Source organism: Streptomyces yaizuensis (assembly GCF_034961445.1).
Lineage (GTDB): Bacteria > Actinomycetota > Actinomycetes > Streptomycetales > Streptomycetaceae > Streptomyces > Streptomyces yaizuensis.
In genome coordinates, this window is sequence record NZ_BSBI01000006.1 from 199304 (window position 1) to 217559 (window position 18256).

Below are 18256 nucleotides of genomic sequence, written 5' to 3' on the forward strand. Positions count from 1 at the left end.
TGCCTGGTACCGTCCCGCTGATCAGCTCGTTCACGCGGTCGTTTCCCCAAGCCCGGGACCTCATCGGCGACTTCCGGGAACCCCCGGCTCCGGGAATCCCCGGCCTCCGGGAATCCGCGACTTCTGGGAAGGTGACACCGCATGCAGGACCCCGTGGCCCGGGACATCGCCGAGTCCGAGTCGGTCTTCGCGCATCCGGCCGTGGACCCCGACGCGTCCCTGCCCTACGGCGACCACCCCGACCAGGTCGTGGACTTCTACCGCCCCCGGGACGGCCGGGAGCGGTCCCCGCTGGTCGTCGTGGTGCACGGCGGGGCCTGGCGGGCGCCCTACGACCGGCGCCACATCTCCCCGTTCGCCGACTTCCTCGCCCGGCGCGGGCTCGCCGTCGCCAGCGTCGAGTACCGCAGGGGCCGCGACCTGCCCCAGCAGGGTGGCGCCGGCCCGGTCGCCGGGCGCTGGCCCGAGACCTTCGACGACCTTGCCACCGTGCTCGACGCCCTGCCCGAGCTGGTGGAACGCGCACTGCCCGGCGCGGCCGACCCCCGGCGCACCGTCCTCACCGGCCACTCCGCCGGCGGCCAGCTCGTGCTGTGGGCGGCGGCCCGGCATGTGCTGCCCGCCTCCTCGCCGTGGAAGCTGCCCGCCCCGCCCGCGCTGCGCGGGGTCGTCGCCCTCGCGCCGATCGCCGACTTCGCGCGGGCCGTGGAGCTGGACGTCTGCGGTGGCGCGGTACGCCAGCTGCTGGGCGAGCCCGCGACCGGTGACGGTGACGGCTCCGCAGCGGCGGACCGCAGGGCGCAGACCGATCCGGCCGCCCTGCTCCCGTCGGGCATCGCCACCGTCGTCGTCCAGGGGCAGGAGGACATCGTGGTGCCCGCGCAGGTCGCGGAGGCGTTCGTGGACGCGGCGGCCCGGTCCGGGGAGACCGTCGGGCTCACGCTGCTGCCGGACACCGGGCACTTCCCGCTGATCGATCCGGCGGCGGACGCGTGCGCGGTGGTCGCGGAGGAGATCGACCAGCTGGCCTGGTGAACCGGCCGACCGCCGGCCCCGATTACGGACAGAAACTGACCGCAAGGCTTCCTACTGTTCCCTCCATGACGAACCTTGTTACCGGGGCGACCGGAACCGTCGGCCGTGAGATCGTGCGGGAACTCCTGGAGCGCGGCCACTCCGTCCGCGCCCTCACCCGCGACCCCGCCACGGCCGACCTGCCCGCCGCAGTGGAGACCGTACGCGGCGACCTCACCGACCCCGACTCGCTCCGGGCCGCGCTCGACGGCGTCACCGGTCTGCACCTGATCACCTTCGGCGGCCCCTACTACGCCCCCCTGGAGACCGGCCCGCGCATCCTCGAACTGGCCCGCGAGGCCGGCGTGCGGCGGATCACCGTCCTCCACGGCGGCGGCCCCAGCCCCGTGGAGGACACCGTCCGCGCCGGGGACATCGACTGGACCGTGCTCCTCCCCGTCGAGTTCATGGCGAACGCGCTGGAGTGGGCCGAGCCCGTCCGCACCGCCGACGAGGTCAGCGAGCCCTTCACCGGCCGGCTCAGCGCCATGGTCCACGAGGGCGACATCGGCGCCGTCGCCGCCGTCGCCCTCACCACCGAGGGTCACGCCGGACAGGAGTACGTGATCACCGGCCCCGAGGTGCTGACCGTCCGGGACAAGACCGAGGCGCTGGCCACCGCCCGGGGCCGGGCGATCCGGCTGGTCGAGCTGAGCGAGGAGGAGGCCCTGGCCCGGTGGGCCGCCGCCGGCCACTCCCACGAGGTTGTCGACTTCCTGCTGAGCGTCTACCGCGACACCCCGGCCGTCGGCCGCACCGTCGCCGACACCGTCGAACGCGTCACCGGCCGCCCGGCCCGCACCTTCGCCGCGTGGGCACGGGACCACGCGGACACCTTCCGTGCCACGCCCACCGAGGCACCGGCCGCCGGATGACGGACGGCGACACGTAGTCCTCAGGACGGACGCGGCAGGATCCCCAGCGATGGGGACGACCGCGTCCGTCCCTCCGCATACCGTTTTGTACGTGACCCAGAAGACCCACAGCCCCGAATACCAGCTGGCCGCCGGCGCGGCCAAGGGCCTGCCGCCCGAGCTCTTCCGTGACGCCTTCGCCCCCCGGCCCCTCCCCCGGATGCGGACCGACGGGCCGCTGACCCGCCGCCTGCCCGCAGGCCGGCGCGCGGCGGCCGCGTGGGCCCCGCACGCCGTGATCGCCTTCCTCACGCTGGTCACGGTCCTGATCTCGGCCGAACTCACCACCGGCTACCACCTGGCCGGCAGCACGGTGCTGGTCCTCAGCCTGATACCCGTCGGCACCGTGCTGCTGGCGTTCGTCCGCCCCACGGCCGCCTTCTGGCTCTCCCTGATCGTCTCACCGGTCGTCGCTGTCGGCGCCGGCTCCGCCGGGTTCTGGCCCTGGTCCCCGGCCTCCTTCTTCACCCATCTGATCGTGATGGTGCTCGCGGCCCGCGCGACCCGGCCCGCCATCGCCGGCTGGATGTGGGCCACGACCGTGCTCTACGCCCTGCTCAGCGAGGTCTTCATGCCCGGCGTGGGCAGCAGCTCCGCGTGGATGCTCTTCCTCTCCAGCCTGGCGATGCTCACCACCTCGCTGGTCCACGTCCGCCGGCAGGCCGCGCAGGACATCGCGGCCGAGCAGTCCGTCACCGCCGTCGAGCGCGACCGCCGCACCACGCTGGAGGAGCGCACCACCATCGCCCGCGAGCTGCACGACGTGGTCGCCCACCACATGTCCGTCGTCGCCATCCAGGCCGAGGCCGCGCCCTACCGGGTCGAGAACCCGCCGCCGGAGCTGGAGCAGGCGTTCGCCACCATCCGGGAGAACGCCGTCGCCGCCCTCACCGAGCTGCGCCGGATCCTCGGGGTCGTCCGCGCGGAGGACTACGAGGCCCCCGACGCGCCGCAGCCCGTCCTCGCCGATCTCGACGGCCTGCTCGCGAACGTCCGCGAGGCCGGTCTCACGACGGAGAAGGCCGTCACGGGCGCCGTGCGCACCCTGCCGCAGGGCGTCGAACTGTCGGCGTACAGAATCGTCCAGGAAGCGCTGTCCAACGCGCTGCGGCACGCCCCGGGCTCCACCGCGCGGGTCGAGGTCGGCTATGTGCTCGGCGGACTCGGCCTGCGGGTCGTCAACACCGCCCCGCAGGGGCTGGTGAAGCCCTCGCCGGGCGCCGGACACGGGATCACCGGAATGAGGGAGCGGGTGGCGATGCTCGGCGGCGCACTGACCCACGGGCCGACCGGGGAGGGCGGGTACGAGGTCACCGCGTTCATCCCCGTCGCCCCGGCGGACGACGAGACCACCGCCGACACGGTCGTCCTGGAGACGGGCGGGGACCCGGCGTGACCATCCGCGTGATGATCGTCGACGATCAGATGATGGTCCGGGAGGGCTTCTCCGTCCTGCTCAACGCCATGCCCGACATCGAGGTCGTCGGCGAGGCCGTCAACGGCCGGGAGGCCGTCACCAAGGTGGCCGAGCTGCGGCCCGACGTGGTGCTCATGGACATCCGGATGCCCGAGCTGAACGGCATCGACGCCACCCGGGAGATCGTCGCGTCCGGCACCGATGCCAAGGTGCTGGTGCTGACCACCTTCGACCTGGACGAGTACGTGTACCAGGCGCTGCGCGCGGGAGCCTCCGGCTTCCTGCTCAAGGACGCCTCCGCCCGCCGGCTCGCGGAGGGGGTGCGGGTGGTCGCGGCGGGCGAGGCGCTGCTCGCGCCCACCGTGACCCGGCGGCTGATCAACGAGTTCTCCAAGCTCACCCAGACCCCCCGGGTCAGCGCCCTCTCCCGGGTCGGGGAGCTGACCGAGCGCGAGACCGAGGTCCTGGTGCTGATCGCCCAGGGGCTGTCGAACGCGGAGATCGCCTCCCATCTGGTGGTCGCCGAGTCCACGATCAAGACCCATGTGAGCCGGATCCTGGTGAAGCTGGGGCTGCGGGACCGCACGCAGGCGGCGGTGTTCGCGTACGAGGCCCGGCTCGTCTCCCCGGGATAGGCCCCGGGCCCCCGGGCCCGGTGGTTTGTGCCGGGCGGTCGGTGTACTCGCTGGTCACAAGCGGGTGGCGGACAGGTCACGGCTCTGGCCAGCGGGGGAGAACCGGCGTTAACGTCCGGTTATGAACGCACGTTTCGCGCCATGGTCGCCCGCTTTCGTCGCCGATCCCTACCCCGCGTACGAGCGGCTGCGGGAGGACGGCCGGGTCCACTGGTTCGAGCCCACCCGGCAGTGGCTCGTCCCCCACTACGCGGACGTCTCGGCGCTGCTGCGGGACCGCCGGCTGGGGCGGACGTATCTCCACCGCTTCACCCACGAGGAGTTCGGGCGGACCCCGCCGCCCGCCGCGCACGAGCCGTTCCACACCCTCAACGACCACGGCATCCTCGACCTGGAGGCCCCGGACCACACCCGGATCCGGCGGCTGGTGACCAAGGCGTTCACCCCCCGTACGGTCGCGGCCCTGGAGCCGACCGTCCACCGGCTCGCGGCGGAGCTGGTCGCCGGGTTGAAGCGGAACGGCGGCGGCGATCTCCTCGCCGATGTGGCCGAACCGCTGCCGGTGGCCGTGATCGCGGAGATGCTGGGCATCCCGGAGGCGGACCGGGGGCCCCTGCGGCCCTGGTCGGCCGACATCTGCGGGATGTTCGAGCTGAACCCCTCCGAGGAGACCGCGCGCCGGGCGGTGACCGCGTCGCTGGAGTTCTCCGCGTATCTGCGGGGCCTGATCGCCGAGCGCCGCTCCGAGCCGGGCGACGACCTGATCTCCGCGCTGATCGCCGCGCACGACGAGGGCGACCGGCTGAGCGAGCAGGAGATGATCTCCACCTGTGTGCTGCTGCTCAACGCGGGCCACGAGGCCACGGTGAACACCACCGCGAACGGCTGGTGGACGCTTTTCCGCCACCCCGAGCAGCTGGCCGCCCTGCGCGCCGATCACACGCTGCTGCCGACGGCCGTCGAGGAGCTGATGCGGTACGACACCCCGCTCCAGATGTTCGAACGGTGGGTCCTCGACGACATCGAGATCGACGGCACGGTGATCCCGCGTGGCGCGGAACTCGCCCTCCTCTTCGGCTCCGCCAACCGCGACCCGGCCCGCTTCCCGTCCCCGGACACCCTCGACCTCACCCGCGCGGACAACCCCCACATCACCTTCGGCGCGGGCATCCACTTCTGCCTCGGCGCCCCGCTCGCCCGCCTCGAACTCGCGGCCTCCTTCGGCGAACTCCTGCGGGAGGCGCCGACCTTGCGGCTCGTCGGGGAGCCGGAGTGGAAGCCGGGGTATGTGATTCGGGGGGTGCACGAGCTGCGGGTGGAGTTGTAGGGGCGCGTGGGGGTGCGCCGGGGGTGTGTGCTTGTCGGGTGAGCCGACTGTTCGGGTGAACTGATGCCTCATGGGGTGCTTTTGCCGGGCGGGCAGGAGTAGTCGTATGACCATGGCATTGGGTGACCGACATCAGAAGAAGGACGTCGAGGCGGCGTTGAAGCGGGCCGAGGCGGCGGGTCTGAAAGTGACCCGTGACAAGAAGAAGCACACTTGGGGTTACGTCCTCTGCTGTCCGTGCAGCCAGCGCTTCCGGGTGGACTGCACGCCCAAGAGCCAAGGGGACGAGGCAGCCGAGATCGACCGATTCACGCGAGGGCACCGAAACTGTGCGTAAATGGCGCTTTACCCTGCATCTGCAAGCTCCGCTGACCCCGGAGCAGTCGGACACCCTGGACGGTCTCGACCGCTTCAGTGACGGGCGCACCTGCCTGGTCGAGGGTCCCGGATTCGCCGAATTCCGGTGCTCCTTCGACGCGGAGCAGCTCACCGGGGCCATCGCCGAAGCACTCGGAAGGTTCGAGGACTTCCCGGGTGTGCTCGTCCGCAGTGTCGAGCTGGACGAATTCGCCCTGGAGGACAACGGCATGGCGACGCCGGCGGTCGTGCCGGCGCCTGTGTAGGAGAGGAGCGGCAATGCATGAATGGTGGTTCGACCTGCATTTGCAGGAGCCGCTGACACCGGAGCAGTCGGACACCCTGGACCATCTCGACCGCTTCAACGACGGGAGGATCGGTCTGGTGGAGAGCCCAGGGCGGGCGCACTTCAGCTGCCTTTTCCCAGCTGCCACTCTGACGGAGGCGATTGCCGAGGCGCTTGCCTTCTTCGAGGACTTCCCCGGGGTTCTGGTGCGCAGTGTGGAGATGGATCACTTCGACCTCGACAAAAACGGCATGGCCACCCCGGCGGTCGTCCCCGCGCCCCGGTGAGGCGCGGGGCGCACCCCGTACCGATCAGCTGAAGACGATCATCGAGCCCTGGCCCAGGCTGCGCGTGGCCGCCGCGTGGAGGCCCAGCCAGACGTGGCGTTCGCGGGCGAAGGGGTTGTCGTCCAGGGGGACCGGGGCCGCCGGTTCCTCCAGGGAGGTGGGGCGGAGGGGTGCCACCGGGGCCGCCGGTGGGTTGGCCGGGTCGATGCCCAGGGCCGGTGCCACGAACTCCAGCTCCCGCAGCAGGCCCTGGGTGGAGCCGAGCGGGCCGCCGCCCGCGAGGAGGGCCTCGGTGGCCAGGGGGCTCGCGAAGTCGACCGGGACGTACGCGCCCGCGTGGTCGTAGTGCCAGACCAGGTGGGACTCCTGGGCGGTGGACTCGAACATCTCCAGGAGCTGTTCGTAGTCGCCGCCCAGTTCGTCCACCGGCGTCACCGCGAGCCCGCAGAGCCGCAGCAGATACGCCCGGCGCAGGAAGTGCAGGGCGTCGTAGTCGAAGCCGGCGACCGGGGCCACGTCGCCCGAGAGGCCCGGCATATAGGCGAAGACGGGCACCGTCGGCAGTCCGGCCCCGGTCAGGGCCTCGTCGTACGCGGCGAGTTCTTCGGCGAAGGGGTTGTCGGGGCTGTGGCAGAGCACGTCGACAAGGGGGACCAGCCAGAGGTCACAGGCCAAGGGGGGCTCGCTCTCCTAGGGGTCGGGGCCGGGGCGGGAACACGCGGCCAGGGCGGCGCCGGGCGCACGGGGCGCACCGGGTGGAAAAGGGCGGCGCCGGGCGGGGATACCGTCGCACATCGTGCCCGGTCATGGCAGTCCGGGGACATCCTTGCGTCGCCCCCTTCACGCTCTGTCCTCTCCGTTCCCTCCCGGTGCTCCCTTCCCCGTTCATTCCCCGCGAGCCGTGCCCACATCCCACACCCACACGCCGCCCACCGGCCGCCCGGGACGGCCGAGCAGCCGCTCGACGGTGGCGTACAGGGCGTGGTCGTTGTACTGCGGTGTCAGCACCACCACCCCCGCCCGCCAGGCCTTCAGGTCGGCCCGCGCCTGGGCCTGCCACTGCGGGCCGATCTCGGGCACCTCGCCGCTGTTGCGGACCTCGCCGAAGAGGTTGGAGGTGTGGCGCGGGGTGGAGCCGTAGATCCCGATCCGGTCGGGGCCCCACGGTCCGTTGAAGTAGCCGCCCGCCAGCGGGAAGCCGAGGCCGGTGGACGACTGCCAGTACAGCGGATCGGCGCCGCCGGGGCCCGGCAGCGGCACGGTGACCATCGACTCGCCGTCGGCGAGGTACGAGCGGTACATCCCCTCGGTGACGAAGGCGGGTACGGGCGCCCGTTCCCGTACCGGGTACGGCGTCGGCAGTACGGGCAGCAGCGCGGCGGTGACCGCCAGCAGTCCGCCCGTGCGCAGGACCATCGACGGTGCCACGGTGAACCGGTCGACGGCGAGGGCGAGCAGGGCGCCGATCACCGGCGCGCAGATCATCGCGACCCGGGACTCGATGACCGACTCGAAGAGCGGCAGCTCCGCCAGCGCCCACCAGGGCCCGGTGAGGACCACGTCCGTGGACGGGATGCGGAACTTCACGCCCAGCGACAGCAGCGCCGCCGCCACCGCCGTGAACGCGAGCGCCTTCACCAGCGCGGAGCGCCGCAGCCACAGCACGACCACGGTCGTGAGGAGCAGCACCGGCCAGCCGAAGAACGCGTTCTGCTCGGTGCGGTTCATCGCCAGGGGGTCGGCGTCCTCGGCGTCGCCCGCCAGCGAGCGCCCGGCGAACTCCACGAACGCGCGCGGGCTGTTGTTCGTGTTGTCGCCGTGCATGATCTGGGTGTAGCTCTGCGGGCCGAAGAACTGCCAGCCCAGCGGGAAGGCGACCAGCGGCAGACAGACCGCGAGCCCGATGAGGGTGCCCCGCAGCAGCGGCCGCCACGCCACCGCCGCGACATCGCGGCGGCAGAGCGCGTACGCCGCTCCGAAGAAGAGCATCCCCATCGCGGCGAGCAGCAGCGCCTCCTCGCCCAGGAAGATCTGGTACGTGGTGAAGAGCCCGAGGAGGATGCCGTCGCGGACCACCTGGCGGCCCTCGCAGAGCCGCAGCGCGCGGTCGACGATCACCGGGATCATGAAGAGGGCGAGGAAGTTGGGGTGCGCGTTGCCGTGGGAGATCATCGGTGGCGCGAAGGCGGCGAAGCCCGCGCCGACGGCGGCGGCCCAGCGGTCGGCCACGAGCCAGCGGCCGAACACCCGGTACCAGCAGATCGCGGTGGCGGCGAGGCCGACGGTGAGGACCAGGGCCCAGGTGACGGGGGGCCCCAGCAGCAGGGTCACCGGGGTGAGGGGCACGGACAGGCCCAGCATCACGGTGTTCGCCATCAGGTTCACCCCCTCGGGGTGGCCCTGGAGTGTGGTGAAGAGGGGGTTGCGCAGCTGGGTGACGTTCTCGGCGGTGACCCGGAAGAACCACTCCCACTGGTTCTGGTCCTGGCCGGCGTCGGCGAGGTAGCCACGGTCCAGATCGGCCCACAGGTCCTGGTAGAGGACGAAGGCCGCGAGCAGGAAGCCGAGGACGATCAGCAGGTCGACGCGGGTGAGGGAGCGGGTCCGCAGCCGCAGCAGCTCCAGCAGCACCCGTCCGTAGTCCAGGGGGCGGACCTTGGAGCCGGGCCGGTGCGACCAGCGGACGGGGACCTCGGTCACCGGCCAGCCCTCGCGCCGGAAGTGCCGCAGGATCTCCACATCGATGCCCCACCCGTCCAGCCGGGAGTCGGCGAACGCCGCCCGCGCCTTGTCGCCGTCGAAGAGTTTGAAACCGCACTGGGTGTCATGGATCCCCGGGACCGCGACGGTGCGTATCAGCCGGTTGCCGAGCCGGCCGAGCCATTCCCGTACCCGCCACTGGTGGATCTCTATCAGCGAGTCGGGGTGGGCGCGTGAGCCGATCGCGGCGGCCGTGCCCGCCTCGGCGAGCAGCTTCCCGAGCCGGTCCAGCTCCTCTATGGGGGTGGCGAGGTCGGCGTCGGTGACCAGCACCCGGCGGCCGTACGAGGAGAGCACGCCGCGCCGCAGCGCGTCGCCCTTGCCGTGGTTGGCGCCGTCGGGCGCGGTCAGGACCTGGATCCGGGGCTCCGTGGCGGCGGCTTCGCGCGCGACCCGCGCGGTGCCGTCGGTGGAGCCGTCGTCCACCACGATCACTTCCCAGGTGAGGGCGGGATCCGCCGACAGATGGGCGCGGATCGCGTCCAGGGTGGGGCGGAGCCTGCTCTCCTCGTTGTACGCGGGGACGACCACGCTCAGCTCCACGCCGCCGCCGTCGACGGCGGGTGGGAGGGTGACGGGGTCCGGGTGCGGGGCCATGGTCACCGTTCCCGTCGCTCCCGTCGGTCCGGCAGATCTGGTCGCTCCGGTCGGTCCGGTCGGTCCGGCAGATCCGGTCGGTCCGCCGGATCGGGCCCGTCTGTACGGTCCGGTCGTTCCAGGCGGTCCGCCCAGGCGAGCGCCCGGTCGTTGTGCGCGTCGATGACGGCGCGGGCCGCGCCGAGGTCCCCGAGGGTCACCGCGTCCACCAGTTCCTCATGGCCGCTCCACAGCCAGCCGCTGCGGTCGTCGTCCACCCTGAGGTGGGGGACGGCGAAGACCCAGCCCTGGACCCGGAGTCGGTGGAGAAAGCCTGATATATAGGGATTGGCAAGGATGGTTCCAAGTTCGTGCCAGTAACGCAGGTCATACCCGATATGGATGTCCAGGTCGCCGCAGCGGGCCGCGCGGGCCGCCTCCTCGGCGCGGCGGCGCACGGCGACCATGGCGACGGCGTGGGTACGGGCCCGTCCCCGGCGCTCGGCGTGCCGGATCACCCCGTCCATCACCAGGGAGCGGGACTCGACCATCGTCCGGTAGTCGGCGACGGTGAAGCGGTGCACCTTGAAGCCCCGGTGCTGGTCGCAGTCGAGCAGTCCCTGTGCGCTGAGGTCGACGAGCGCCTCGCGCACCGGTGTCGCGGAGACCCCGTACTGTTCGGCGATCTGCCGGACGGTGAACTCCTGGCCGGGGAGCAGCCGCCCGGCCAGCACCTCGTCCCGCAGCGCGTCCGCGATCTGCTGCCGCAGGGTGTTGCGGGTGACAGCGGTACGCGCGCCGTTCGGTCCGGGCCGGGGCATCGGTGGCTCTCCTTCGCCAAAGTGGGTCCCGGACACGATAGGCCAGTCAGTATATGGACCAAGTGAGGCGCAGATGGGTGAAATCGGGGCGAATGGTGTCTTCGAGGCGGCGACGGGGGACGGCCCGCCGACCGCCGGCGACGCCGCCCGCACGGCGGAGGTACAGGCCGCCTACGCAGGGCTGATACAGATCCGCCGGCTCACCGGGACCGCTCCCGCGCCCTGGGAACGCGGCCGGATGGTGTGGGCGGTGGCGCTCGCGCTGGAGGCCGGTGGCGTACCGCCGTCGGCGGTGGCCGGGGACGGCGCGCGGGTGGCGGCCGGGTACCGGGTGGTGGCGGACGCGGAGCGGCCGGACGCGGTACGGGTGGAGTGGGCCGGGCCGCCGGGCGGCGCGGCCCCCAGGGAGGCGGAGGGGCGGCTGCGGGAGGGCGCGCGGGTGCTGGCGGAGGCCGGCTGGGAGGCGCTGCTCTACCGGGGGGCCGGCGGACGGCGGTTCCTGGAGGTCGAGCCGGCGGGGTGAGCACCTGTGCTCCGGCCCCGGCCCTGCCCCTGCCCCTGCCCCTGCCCCTGAGCCTTCCGGCCCTGCTCCTCCGGGCCTCCGGCTCCCGGGCTCATTCCGCCGCGTTCGGTGCCGCGTCCGCCGCCGGGGCCGCCCTTCTCACGTACACCCCGATCCGCGCCTGGTCCACCACCCGCTCCGACACCAGCCGGAAGTGGCGCTCCAGCACCTCCCGCTTCATCTCCTCCCCCGGCACCGCGTCCAGCGGCTGCCCGCGCCGGTCCTGGAGGACCAGGACCCGCCCGGGGTGCTCCAACATCCGGTCCCGGATCGCGGCGGGTGCCAGCTCCGTCCCGAACAGCGTGTCCGACGTGCGCGGCGAGCGGTCCAGCGAGAGGTCCGGCAGCCCCCGGAAGCCGTCGGCGTGCACGAGGGACCAGACCCGGCGCCGCTGCGGGGTGAAGAGCACCGCGTCCCCGGGGCGGGCCAGCTCCGCGACGGCGTCCGCCACCGCGCCCACATCGTTCTTCCGGCTCTCCGGCGACCGCAGATGCGGGCCCTGGGCGACCAGGGTCAGCAGCGCCGCCGCGGCGGTGGCCCCGGCGACCGTCCGCGACCAGTGGTGGTCCAGCGCCGCTCCCAGCAGCAGCGCGAATCCGACGACATACGGCAGCACATAGCGGTCCACGAAGAGCGGGTGGCCGAAGGAGACGACGATCAGCAGCGCCGACGGGAGGACCAGCAGCGGCAGGGCCAGCGCCCCCACCCGGTCCCCGCCCGGCGACCGGGCGCAGAGCACGCCCACCGCCGCCAGCGCCGCGAACGCGCCCACCTGCGCGAAGTCCGGCCGGCCGATCCAGTCCACCTGGGCCGACTGCGTCACCGAGAACAGCGCCAGCGGGGCGAGGACGACGCAGATCACCGCCGCGGCCCGCCACCAGCCGCGCGGCGGCCGCCCGGAAGCATCCGTTCCGCGACTCCCGGTCCCTGCTCTGGCCTCGGTCCTGACCCCCGTCCTGATCCCCGCCCTGATCCCGGCCCCGTACCCGCCCGGCCGGTACAGCGTCACCGCGTGCGCGACCAGCGTCAGCACCGCGAACTCGTGCAGCAGACACGCGGTCAGCAGCACCGCCCCGTACGCCCCCCACCGCCGCTGGAGCAGCAGCAGCGTCGCCCAGGTGACCAGCGCGCACACGAGCGCGTACGAACGCCCCTCCTGCGCGTACCGCTGGACCACCGGCAGCACCGCCAGCACAAGCCCCGCCAGCAGCCCGGCGCGCGGGCCCGCGAGCCGCAGACCGATCAGCGCGACCCCGGCGGCGGTCGCCGCCATCGCCAGCACCGACGGCAGCCGCAGCGCCACGAGCCCCGGTTCCCCGGCGTGGAACACCACATGCATCAGCAGGTAGTGCAGACCGTGGACCACGTCCGCCGTCCCCAGCGTCGCCCAGATCTCCGGCACGCTCCGCCGCGCCATCTCGTAGGTGACCGCCTCGTCGCCCCACAGCGTGCCCTCGCGGCGGATCCCCCAGAGCCCGAGCACGAGCGCCAGCGCGGCCGGCGGCAGCGCGCATCTCCACGCCGTACGGGCAGCGCGGGCAGCGCGGGCAGCGGCGGGCGGAGGTCCTGGCCGGGCCCCGGGCAGCGGGCGGACAGGTGCGGTCGCGGCATCGATCATGCGGCGAGTCCACTGGCCCGCGCATTGATGGGCAGGCCCCCCACGCCGTACCCATCAATTCATTTACCCTGCCCAGGGGCCACATGAGGGTCATCCGAGGGCCGCACGGGGGACGGGGAGGGGCGCGGGATGGGACGCCGGGAGAAGGCGCTGGAGCCGACGGAGGGGCCGGCCGCGGCCTTCGCCCACGCCCTGCGCGAACTCCGCCGCACGGCCGGCGGACCCACCTACCGGGCGATGGCCGAAGGCTCCCCGTACTCCGCCCCCACCCTCTCCCAGGCCGCCTCCGGCGAGCGGCTGCCCTCGCTCCCCGTCGCCCTCGCCTACGCGGCCGCCTGCGGCGGGGACCCGGCGGAGTGGGAACGCCGCTGGCACCGGGCGGTGGCCGACGACCCCGTCGTCGCCCCCGACGACGGCACCGCCGCCCCCTACCCCGGACTCGCCCGCTACGACTCCGGGGACCGCGACCACTTCTTCGGCCGCGACGAACTCGTCACCGATCTGCTGAAGCTGATCCGGCGCCGCCCGTTCGCCGCGCTCGTCGGCGCGTCCGGCAGCGGAAAGTCGTCGCTGCTGCGCGCCGGTCTGGTGCCCGCGCTCCGGGACGGCGGCGGACCGGCGGCCGACGTGATCCGGATCCTCACCCCCGGACCCACCCCGGCCCGCACCCACGGACCGCTGGCCGAGGAGGGGGCGCTGCTCCTGGTCGACCAGTTCGAGGAGGTGTTCACCCTCTGCCGGGACCCGGCCGAACGGAACGCCTTCATCGAGCTGCTGACCGACTCCGGCTGCCGGGTCGTCCTCGCCGTCCGCGCCGACTTCTACGGCCGGTGCGCCGAACACCCCGCGCTCGCCGCCGCCCTGCGCAAAGCGGTGCTGCTCGTCCCGCCCATGAGCCCCGAGCAGCTGCGGGCGGCGGTCGTCGGCCCCGCCGGCGCCGAGCGGCTGATCGTGGAACGGTCGCTGACCACCCGGATCGTCGCCGACATCGCCGACCAGCCCGGCGGGCTGCCGCTGATGTCCCACGCCCTGCTGGAGACCTGGCGCCGGCGCCGGGGCCGGACCCTCACCCTGTCGGCGTACGAGGCGATCGGCGGCGTCCAGGGCGCCGTCGCGCACACCGCCGAGGAGGTCTTCACCGGCCTCACCCCGGGCGAGGCACGGGCCGCGCGGGCACTGCTGCTGCGCCTGATATCCCCCGGTGACGCCACCGAGGACACCCGCCGCTCGGCCGGCCGGGACGAGCTGATCCGCTCGCCCGAGTCCGAACGGGTCCTGGAACGCCTGGTCTCCGCCCGGCTCCTCACCGTCGACGACGGGACCGTCGACCTCGCCCACGAGGCCCTGATCCGGGGCTGGCCCCGGCTGCGCGAGTGGATCGGGACGGACCGCGAACGGCTGCGGCTGCACCGCCGGCTCACGGAGGCGGCCCGGAACTGGGACGCCCTGGGACGGGACGAAGGGGCGCTGTACCGGGGGGCGCAACTGGCGGCGGCCCGCGAGACCTTCTTCGCGGCGGAAGAAGCCGAAGAAGCCGAAGAAGCCGAAGAAGCCGAAGAAGCCGAAGACGGTGCTGCGGAGGACAGGGAGACCGAAGAGGTCACGGGCTCCCGATTCCGCCGGGTGGCCGGCTCCCGGCTGCTCGCCGACCGCCGCACCCGCGCGGGCCGTACCCGTACCCGTACCCGTAGCCGTATGCGCCGGGCCCGGACCCGGCGTTCCGCGACCGCCCCCGGGGCCGCCCTCACCCCCTGCGAACAGGACTTCCTCGCCGCCTCCGTCCACGCCCACGACACCGGGCTCCGCGCGGCGGCCCGCACCACCCGCCGGCTGCGGGCCCTCACCGCCGCGCTCTCCGTCCTGCTCTGCCTCTCCGCGATCGCCGGATTCGGACTCTGGCGCCAGAGCCTGGCCGGCGACCGCCGCGCGGTCGAGGCCGACGCCCGGCGGCTGGCCGGTCTCGCGCACACGGTCCGCGAGTCGGACCCGGCGGCCGCGCTGCGGCTGAGCGCCGCCGCCTGGCACCAGGCGGACCTCCAGGAGACCCGGGAAGCCCTCTTCGAGGCGGCGGCCCAGCCCGACCAGTCCGTCTTCCGGGTACGGGACTTCTTCGACGGCACGGGGACCGTCGGCCGCATCGGCGTACGCCACCACCTCGGCGCCGACGGCCGCAGTCTGCTCCTCCTCACCCCCGACGGGGTCGTCCTCCAGGGCCTGACCGCCGGTACGCCCCACAGGCGCGGGGCCGCACTCGGGGCGCATCAGCGGCGGCTGATCGCCGTCGACCCCGGCCACCGCACGGTCGCCGTCGGCACCGACCGGGGCATCCGGCTCTGGGACCTCCACCGGGACCGGCTGACCGGGCCCGCGTTCGGGCCGCGCACCGGCCGGATCGAGGGCTGGTTCGCCCCGGGCGGCGATCTGCTCGCGGCCCGGGAGCCGGGCGGCCCGCTCCGGCTCTGGGACACCGCCACGGGCCGGGAACTCCTCGACACCGGCGACCGGCGGCCCGGGATCGACCGGGCCGCCGTCTCCCCCGGGGGCCGGTACCTGGCGTACTGCCCCGGTGGCGGACCCCTGCGGCTGTGGGACATCACCGAGCGCCGGACGCTCCCCACGCCCTGGACCGCGCGGGCCGGCGGCGGCTGCGGCGCGGGCGGGTTCCACTTCACCCCCGACGGCCGGGCGCTCGCCTTCGCCACCGCGACCGGGGTCCGCACGATCGAGGTACGGACCGGCCGGGAACGCCCCCGGATCACCACCGACGGGACGCCCCTGCTGGCGTTCAGCGCGGACGGCTCCCACCTCGTCACGCTCACCACGGACGTGCTCCGGCTCTGGCGGACCGACGCCACCGGCGCACCGGTGCTCCACCGCCCGCTCAGCGGACTCCCGCACGCGGAACCGCGCCTGGACCTGGAGCGGGGGCTCGTCCGCTTCCGCGAGGGCGAGGCGTCCGCGCTCACCTTCCGGACCGTCGACGTGGGCAGTGCCGTCTCCCGGCAGTGGGAGCACCGCCCGCTCGACGCGGCCCTGTTCTCCCGGGACGGCGGGGTACTGGCCACCGCGCGGTCCCGGGAGTACGAGATCCGCCACGGCGACGGGCGGCTGCGGCGCGGCTTCCCCGGGGTCGGCGCGTGCGCCGCCCCCTGCCGTCCGCTGATGGCGCTCGACGACCAGGGGGCGCGCTTCGCCCGGCTCGACGCGTCGGGCCGGGTCGTCTTCCACGACCTGGCGCAGCCCTCCGCCGGCGACCACGCGTACGAGAGCGCCACGGACCGGCCGCCCGGCGGGTTCGTCCTGCCGTTCAGGCCCGGGGTCACCGGGATGTTCTTCGCCTCGGAGGGCGATCTGCTCGGGGTCTCCCGCCGCACCGCCGTCGATGTCGTCCGCTGGCACCCCGGGCGGCAGGCCCCGGTCTGGGCGCCCCTGGCCCGCGGTGACCACGGCCGGGTGATCGGCACGGGGACCGAGGAGGACCTCTTCTTCACGGAACACCGGCGGCTGATCACGAATGAGGAGGTGAAAGACACCCATCAGCTCATGGAGGGCGAGGAGGCGGCGGTGTCCGTGGCCTTCGGCCGGCACTGGGGCAGCGCGGCGATGGCCGACGCCAGGGGACGGGTCACGGTCTGGGCCCGCGCCGGCAACGCCCTCAGCAGGGTACTGCTGCCGGCGGAGCGGCCCTCCCCGCACGGCCGGGCCGCTCGGCCCGTGGCGCTGGCCCTCTCCCACGACGGCCGTACCCTCGCCACCGGCGACAGCCATGGCGCCCTGCGGCTGTGGGACGTCGAAAGCCAGCGGAGTGTGCCGCTCCCGCCCGCCGACGGCCCCGTGCTGGCCCTCGCCTTCACCGGGGACGGGACCGGGCTGCGGGTGTCGACACCGCATACGGCGTCCCACACCCGCGCCCTCGATCCCGGGCGGATGGCGCGGGAGGTCTGCGCGCGGATCGGCCGGCTGATGCCCGACGAGATCCCCGTGCACGACGACCCCCTCCTCCCCACTCCGGACCCCGGCTGCGAGGACCCGGGGTCCGGGGCCGGGACCCGTACGGAGAACGGTTCCGGTGACGGGCCGGGGCGGGGGCCGACGCTGTGGGGCGGCCCCGGAACAGCGGGACGGAGGACGGCCGGACGCACCGCGGGGCGGCCGGCCGCCCGGGCGGTCAGACGGTGAACCCGTCCGCCACCGTCAGCGCCGCGTCCAGCACCTCCAGACCCTCCCTCACCTCGGCCTCACTGACCGTGCACGGCGGCACGACATGCGTCCGGTGCATGTTCACGAAGGGCCACAGCCCGCCCTCCTTGCAGGCGGCGGCGAACGCGGCCATCGGCGCCGCCGCCTCCCCGGACGCGTTGTACGGGACCAGGGGCTCCCGGGTGGCCCGGTCACGGACCAGATCGAGCGCCCAGAACACCCCCGTACCGCGCACCTCGCCCACGCTCGGGTGCCGCTCCGCCAGTGCGCGCAGACCCGGGCCGAGGAGTTCGGCGCCGGTGCGGGCGGCCCGTTCCACCACGTTCTCGTCCGCCATCACCTGAAGCGTGGCGACGGCCGCCGCGCAGGCCAGCGGGTGACCGGAGTAGGTCAGTCCGCCCGGGTAGGCCCGGGTCTCGAAGGTCGCGGCGATCCGGTCCGAGATCGCCACCCCGCCCAGCGGGACATAGCCCGAGTTGACGCCCTTGGCGAAGGTCAGCAGATCGGGCACCACGTCGAAGTGCTCGGCCGCGAACCACTTCCCGGTCCGCCCGAAGCCCGTCATCACCTCGTCCAGCACCATGACGACGCCGTACCGGTCGCAGATCTCCCGTACCCCCGCGAGATAGCCCGGCGGCGGGACCATGATCCCGGCGGTGCCCGGGATGGTCTCCAGGACCACGGCGGCCACCGTCGACGGGCCCTCGAAGGCGATCGTCTCCTCCAGATGCCGCAGCGCCCGCTCGGCTTCCTCCGCCTCCGTCGTCGCGTAGAACGGCGAACGGTAGAGGAAGGGCGCCCAGAAGCGGACCACACCGGCGGTGCCGTTGTCGGAGGCCCAGCGCCGGGGGTCGCCGGTCACGTTGATCGCCGTGCCGGTGGCCCCGTGGTACGAGCGGTACGCGGAGAGGATCTTCGGCCGGCCGGTGTGCAGCCGGGCCATCCGCACGGCGTGCTCGACCGCCTCGGCGCCGCCGCTGGTGAAGAAGATCCGGTCCAGGTCGCCCGGGGTGCGCTCGGCGATCAGCCGGGCCGCCTCCGAGCGGGCCTCCACGGCGAACGCGGGGGCGAAGGTCGTCAGCTTCCCGGCCTGCTCCTGGATGGCGGCGACGACGGTGGGGTGCTGATAGCCGATGTTCGTGTAGACCAGCCCGCTGGTGAAGTCGAGATAGCGCCTGCCCTCGTAGTCCCAGAAGTACGAGCCCTCCGCGCCCGCGACGGCGAGCGGGTCGATCAGCCCCTGGGCGGACCAGGAGTGGAAGACGTGGGCGCGGTCCGCGGCCTTGACGGCGGCGGCGGTCACGGGGTCGGCGGCGGGCCGCTGGGCATGAGTGGTCATGCCGTCAGCGTACGGAGGGCGCGGTACGGCCCGTCATGGCCACACTGTCGGGCCCGGCGGCCCCGGCCACGGCGTTCTGTCGG

At 73.8% G+C, this 18256-nt stretch carries 15 protein-coding genes; 10 read left to right on the forward strand and 5 right to left on the reverse strand.

Annotated features, from left to right (window positions below; genetic code table 11):
- Nucleotides 1–141 precede the first annotated feature (141 nt).
- The 8 genes from SYYSPA8_RS16665 to SYYSPA8_RS16700 all read left to right on the forward strand — a co-directional run bounded on the left by SYYSPA8_RS16665 (nucleotide 142) and on the right by SYYSPA8_RS16700 (nucleotide 6297).
- Complete coding sequence (locus SYYSPA8_RS16665; RefSeq protein ID WP_323447971.1) at nucleotides 142–1035, forward strand: alpha/beta hydrolase family protein; 894 nt, start codon at nucleotides 142–144, stop codon at nucleotides 1033–1035.
- Nucleotides 1036–1100: 65 nt separating this feature from the next.
- Nucleotides 1101–1949, forward strand: coding sequence for an NAD(P)H-binding protein (locus SYYSPA8_RS16670; protein WP_323447972.1), 849 nt, complete (start codon nucleotides 1101–1103; stop codon nucleotides 1947–1949).
- Nucleotides 1950–1998: 49 nt separating this feature from the next.
- A complete protein-coding gene (locus tag SYYSPA8_RS16675; RefSeq protein ID WP_323447973.1) occupies nucleotides 1999–3384 on the forward strand; it encodes a sensor histidine kinase in 1386 nt (461 codons plus the stop codon).
- Between the two features lie 11 nt (nucleotides 3385–3395).
- Entirely contained in the window at nucleotides 3396–4040 is a 645-nt protein-coding gene (locus SYYSPA8_RS16680; protein WP_323448149.1) for a response regulator transcription factor, read from the forward strand.
- Nucleotides 4041–4161: 121 nt separating this feature from the next.
- Entirely contained in the window at nucleotides 4162–5367 is a 1206-nt protein-coding gene (locus tag SYYSPA8_RS16685) for a cytochrome P450 (protein ID WP_323447974.1), read from the forward strand.
- Between the two features lie 112 nt (nucleotides 5368–5479).
- Nucleotides 5480–5704 carry a hypothetical protein gene (locus tag SYYSPA8_RS16690; RefSeq protein ID WP_323448150.1) on the forward strand — a complete coding sequence of 75 codons (225 nt, stop codon included), beginning with the start codon at nucleotides 5480–5482 and terminating at the stop codon, nucleotides 5702–5704.
- Nucleotides 5697–5990, forward strand: a complete 294-nt coding sequence (locus tag SYYSPA8_RS16695; RefSeq protein WP_323447975.1) for a hypothetical protein — start codon at nucleotides 5697–5699, stop codon at nucleotides 5988–5990. The genes SYYSPA8_RS16690 and SYYSPA8_RS16695 overlap by 8 nt, the downstream gene beginning before the upstream one ends.
- A 13-nt stretch (nucleotides 5991–6003) precedes the next feature.
- On the forward strand, nucleotides 6004–6297 hold the full coding sequence (locus SYYSPA8_RS16700) for a hypothetical protein (protein ID WP_323447976.1): 294 nt from the start codon (nucleotides 6004–6006) through the stop codon (nucleotides 6295–6297).
- Between the two features lie 24 nt (nucleotides 6298–6321).
- Here the strand turns inward: SYYSPA8_RS16700 and SYYSPA8_RS16705 are convergent, their stop codons facing one another.
- The 3 genes from SYYSPA8_RS16705 to SYYSPA8_RS16715 form a co-directional block, all read right to left on the reverse strand.
- Nucleotides 6322–6972, reverse strand: coding sequence for a hypothetical protein (locus tag SYYSPA8_RS16705; RefSeq protein WP_323447977.1), 651 nt, complete (start codon nucleotides 6970–6972; stop codon nucleotides 6322–6324).
- Between the two features lie 210 nt (nucleotides 6973–7182).
- Complete coding sequence (locus tag SYYSPA8_RS16710; RefSeq protein ID WP_323447978.1) at nucleotides 7183–9654, reverse strand: dolichyl-phosphate beta-glucosyltransferase; 2472 nt, start codon at nucleotides 9652–9654, stop codon at nucleotides 7183–7185.
- A gap of 2 nt (nucleotides 9655–9656) precedes the next feature.
- The gene (locus SYYSPA8_RS16715; protein ID WP_323447979.1) at nucleotides 9657–10454 is read right to left on the reverse strand and encodes a GntR family transcriptional regulator; all 798 of its coding nucleotides are present in this window, start codon (nucleotides 10452–10454) and stop codon (nucleotides 9657–9659) included.
- Nucleotides 10455–10527: 73 nt separating this feature from the next.
- Here SYYSPA8_RS16715 and SYYSPA8_RS16720 point away from each other — a divergent pair, with 73 nt between their 5' ends.
- Nucleotides 10528–10977, forward strand: coding sequence for a hypothetical protein (locus tag SYYSPA8_RS16720; RefSeq protein WP_323447980.1), 450 nt, complete (start codon nucleotides 10528–10530; stop codon nucleotides 10975–10977).
- Between the two features lie 91 nt (nucleotides 10978–11068).
- Here the strand turns inward: SYYSPA8_RS16720 and SYYSPA8_RS16725 are convergent, their stop codons facing one another.
- On the reverse strand, nucleotides 11069–12634 hold the full coding sequence (locus SYYSPA8_RS16725) for a glycosyltransferase family 39 protein (RefSeq protein WP_323447981.1): 1566 nt from the start codon (nucleotides 12632–12634) through the stop codon (nucleotides 11069–11071).
- Between the two features lie 129 nt (nucleotides 12635–12763).
- Between SYYSPA8_RS16725 and SYYSPA8_RS16730 the strand changes: the two genes are divergently transcribed.
- The gene (locus tag SYYSPA8_RS16730; RefSeq protein WP_323447982.1) at nucleotides 12764–16813 is read left to right on the forward strand and encodes an nSTAND1 domain-containing NTPase; all 4050 of its coding nucleotides are present in this window, start codon (nucleotides 12764–12766) and stop codon (nucleotides 16811–16813) included.
- On the opposite strand, the gene SYYSPA8_RS16735 is transcribed toward SYYSPA8_RS16730, so the two are convergent.
- The gene (locus SYYSPA8_RS16735) at nucleotides 16803–18173 is read right to left on the reverse strand and encodes an aspartate aminotransferase family protein (RefSeq protein WP_323447983.1); all 1371 of its coding nucleotides are present in this window, start codon (nucleotides 18171–18173) and stop codon (nucleotides 16803–16805) included. The genes SYYSPA8_RS16730 and SYYSPA8_RS16735 overlap by 11 nt on opposite strands.
- Nucleotides 18174–18256: the final 83 nt, after the last annotated feature.

Excerpts from the sequence above, each read along its gene's own strand:
- SYYSPA8_RS16690 (WP_323448150.1), top strand. The coding sequence starts at position 5,480 with ATGGCATTGGGTGACCGACATCAGAAGAAGGACGTCGAGGCGGCGTTG.
- SYYSPA8_RS16675 (WP_323447973.1), top strand. The coding sequence starts at position 1,999 with ATGGGGACGACCGCGTCCGTCCCTCCGCATACCGTTTTGTACGTGACC.
- SYYSPA8_RS16700 (WP_323447976.1), top strand. The coding sequence starts at position 6,004 with ATGCATGAATGGTGGTTCGACCTGCATTTGCAGGAGCCGCTGACACCG.
- SYYSPA8_RS16710 (WP_323447978.1), bottom strand. The coding sequence starts at position 9,654 with ATGGCCCCGCACCCGGACCCCGTCACCCTCCCACCCGCCGTCGACGGC.
- SYYSPA8_RS16735 (WP_323447983.1), bottom strand. The coding sequence starts at position 18,173 with ATGACCACTCATGCCCAGCGGCCCGCCGCCGACCCCGTGACCGCCGCC.
- SYYSPA8_RS16715 (WP_323447979.1), bottom strand. The coding sequence starts at position 10,454 with ATGCCCCGGCCCGGACCGAACGGCGCGCGTACCGCTGTCACCCGCAAC.
- SYYSPA8_RS16730 (WP_323447982.1), top strand. The coding sequence starts at position 12,764 with ATGGGACGCCGGGAGAAGGCGCTGGAGCCGACGGAGGGGCCGGCCGCG.
- SYYSPA8_RS16680 (WP_323448149.1), top strand. The coding sequence starts at position 3,396 with ATGATCGTCGACGATCAGATGATGGTCCGGGAGGGCTTCTCCGTCCTG.
- SYYSPA8_RS16725 (WP_323447981.1), bottom strand. The coding sequence starts at position 12,634 with ATGATCGATGCCGCGACCGCACCTGTCCGCCCGCTGCCCGGGGCCCGG.
- SYYSPA8_RS16685 (WP_323447974.1), top strand. The coding sequence starts at position 4,162 with ATGAACGCACGTTTCGCGCCATGGTCGCCCGCTTTCGTCGCCGATCCC.
- SYYSPA8_RS16670 (WP_323447972.1), top strand. The coding sequence starts at position 1,101 with ATGACGAACCTTGTTACCGGGGCGACCGGAACCGTCGGCCGTGAGATC.
- SYYSPA8_RS16665 (WP_323447971.1), top strand. The coding sequence starts at position 142 with ATGCAGGACCCCGTGGCCCGGGACATCGCCGAGTCCGAGTCGGTCTTC.
- SYYSPA8_RS16720 (WP_323447980.1), top strand. The coding sequence starts at position 10,528 with ATGGGTGAAATCGGGGCGAATGGTGTCTTCGAGGCGGCGACGGGGGAC.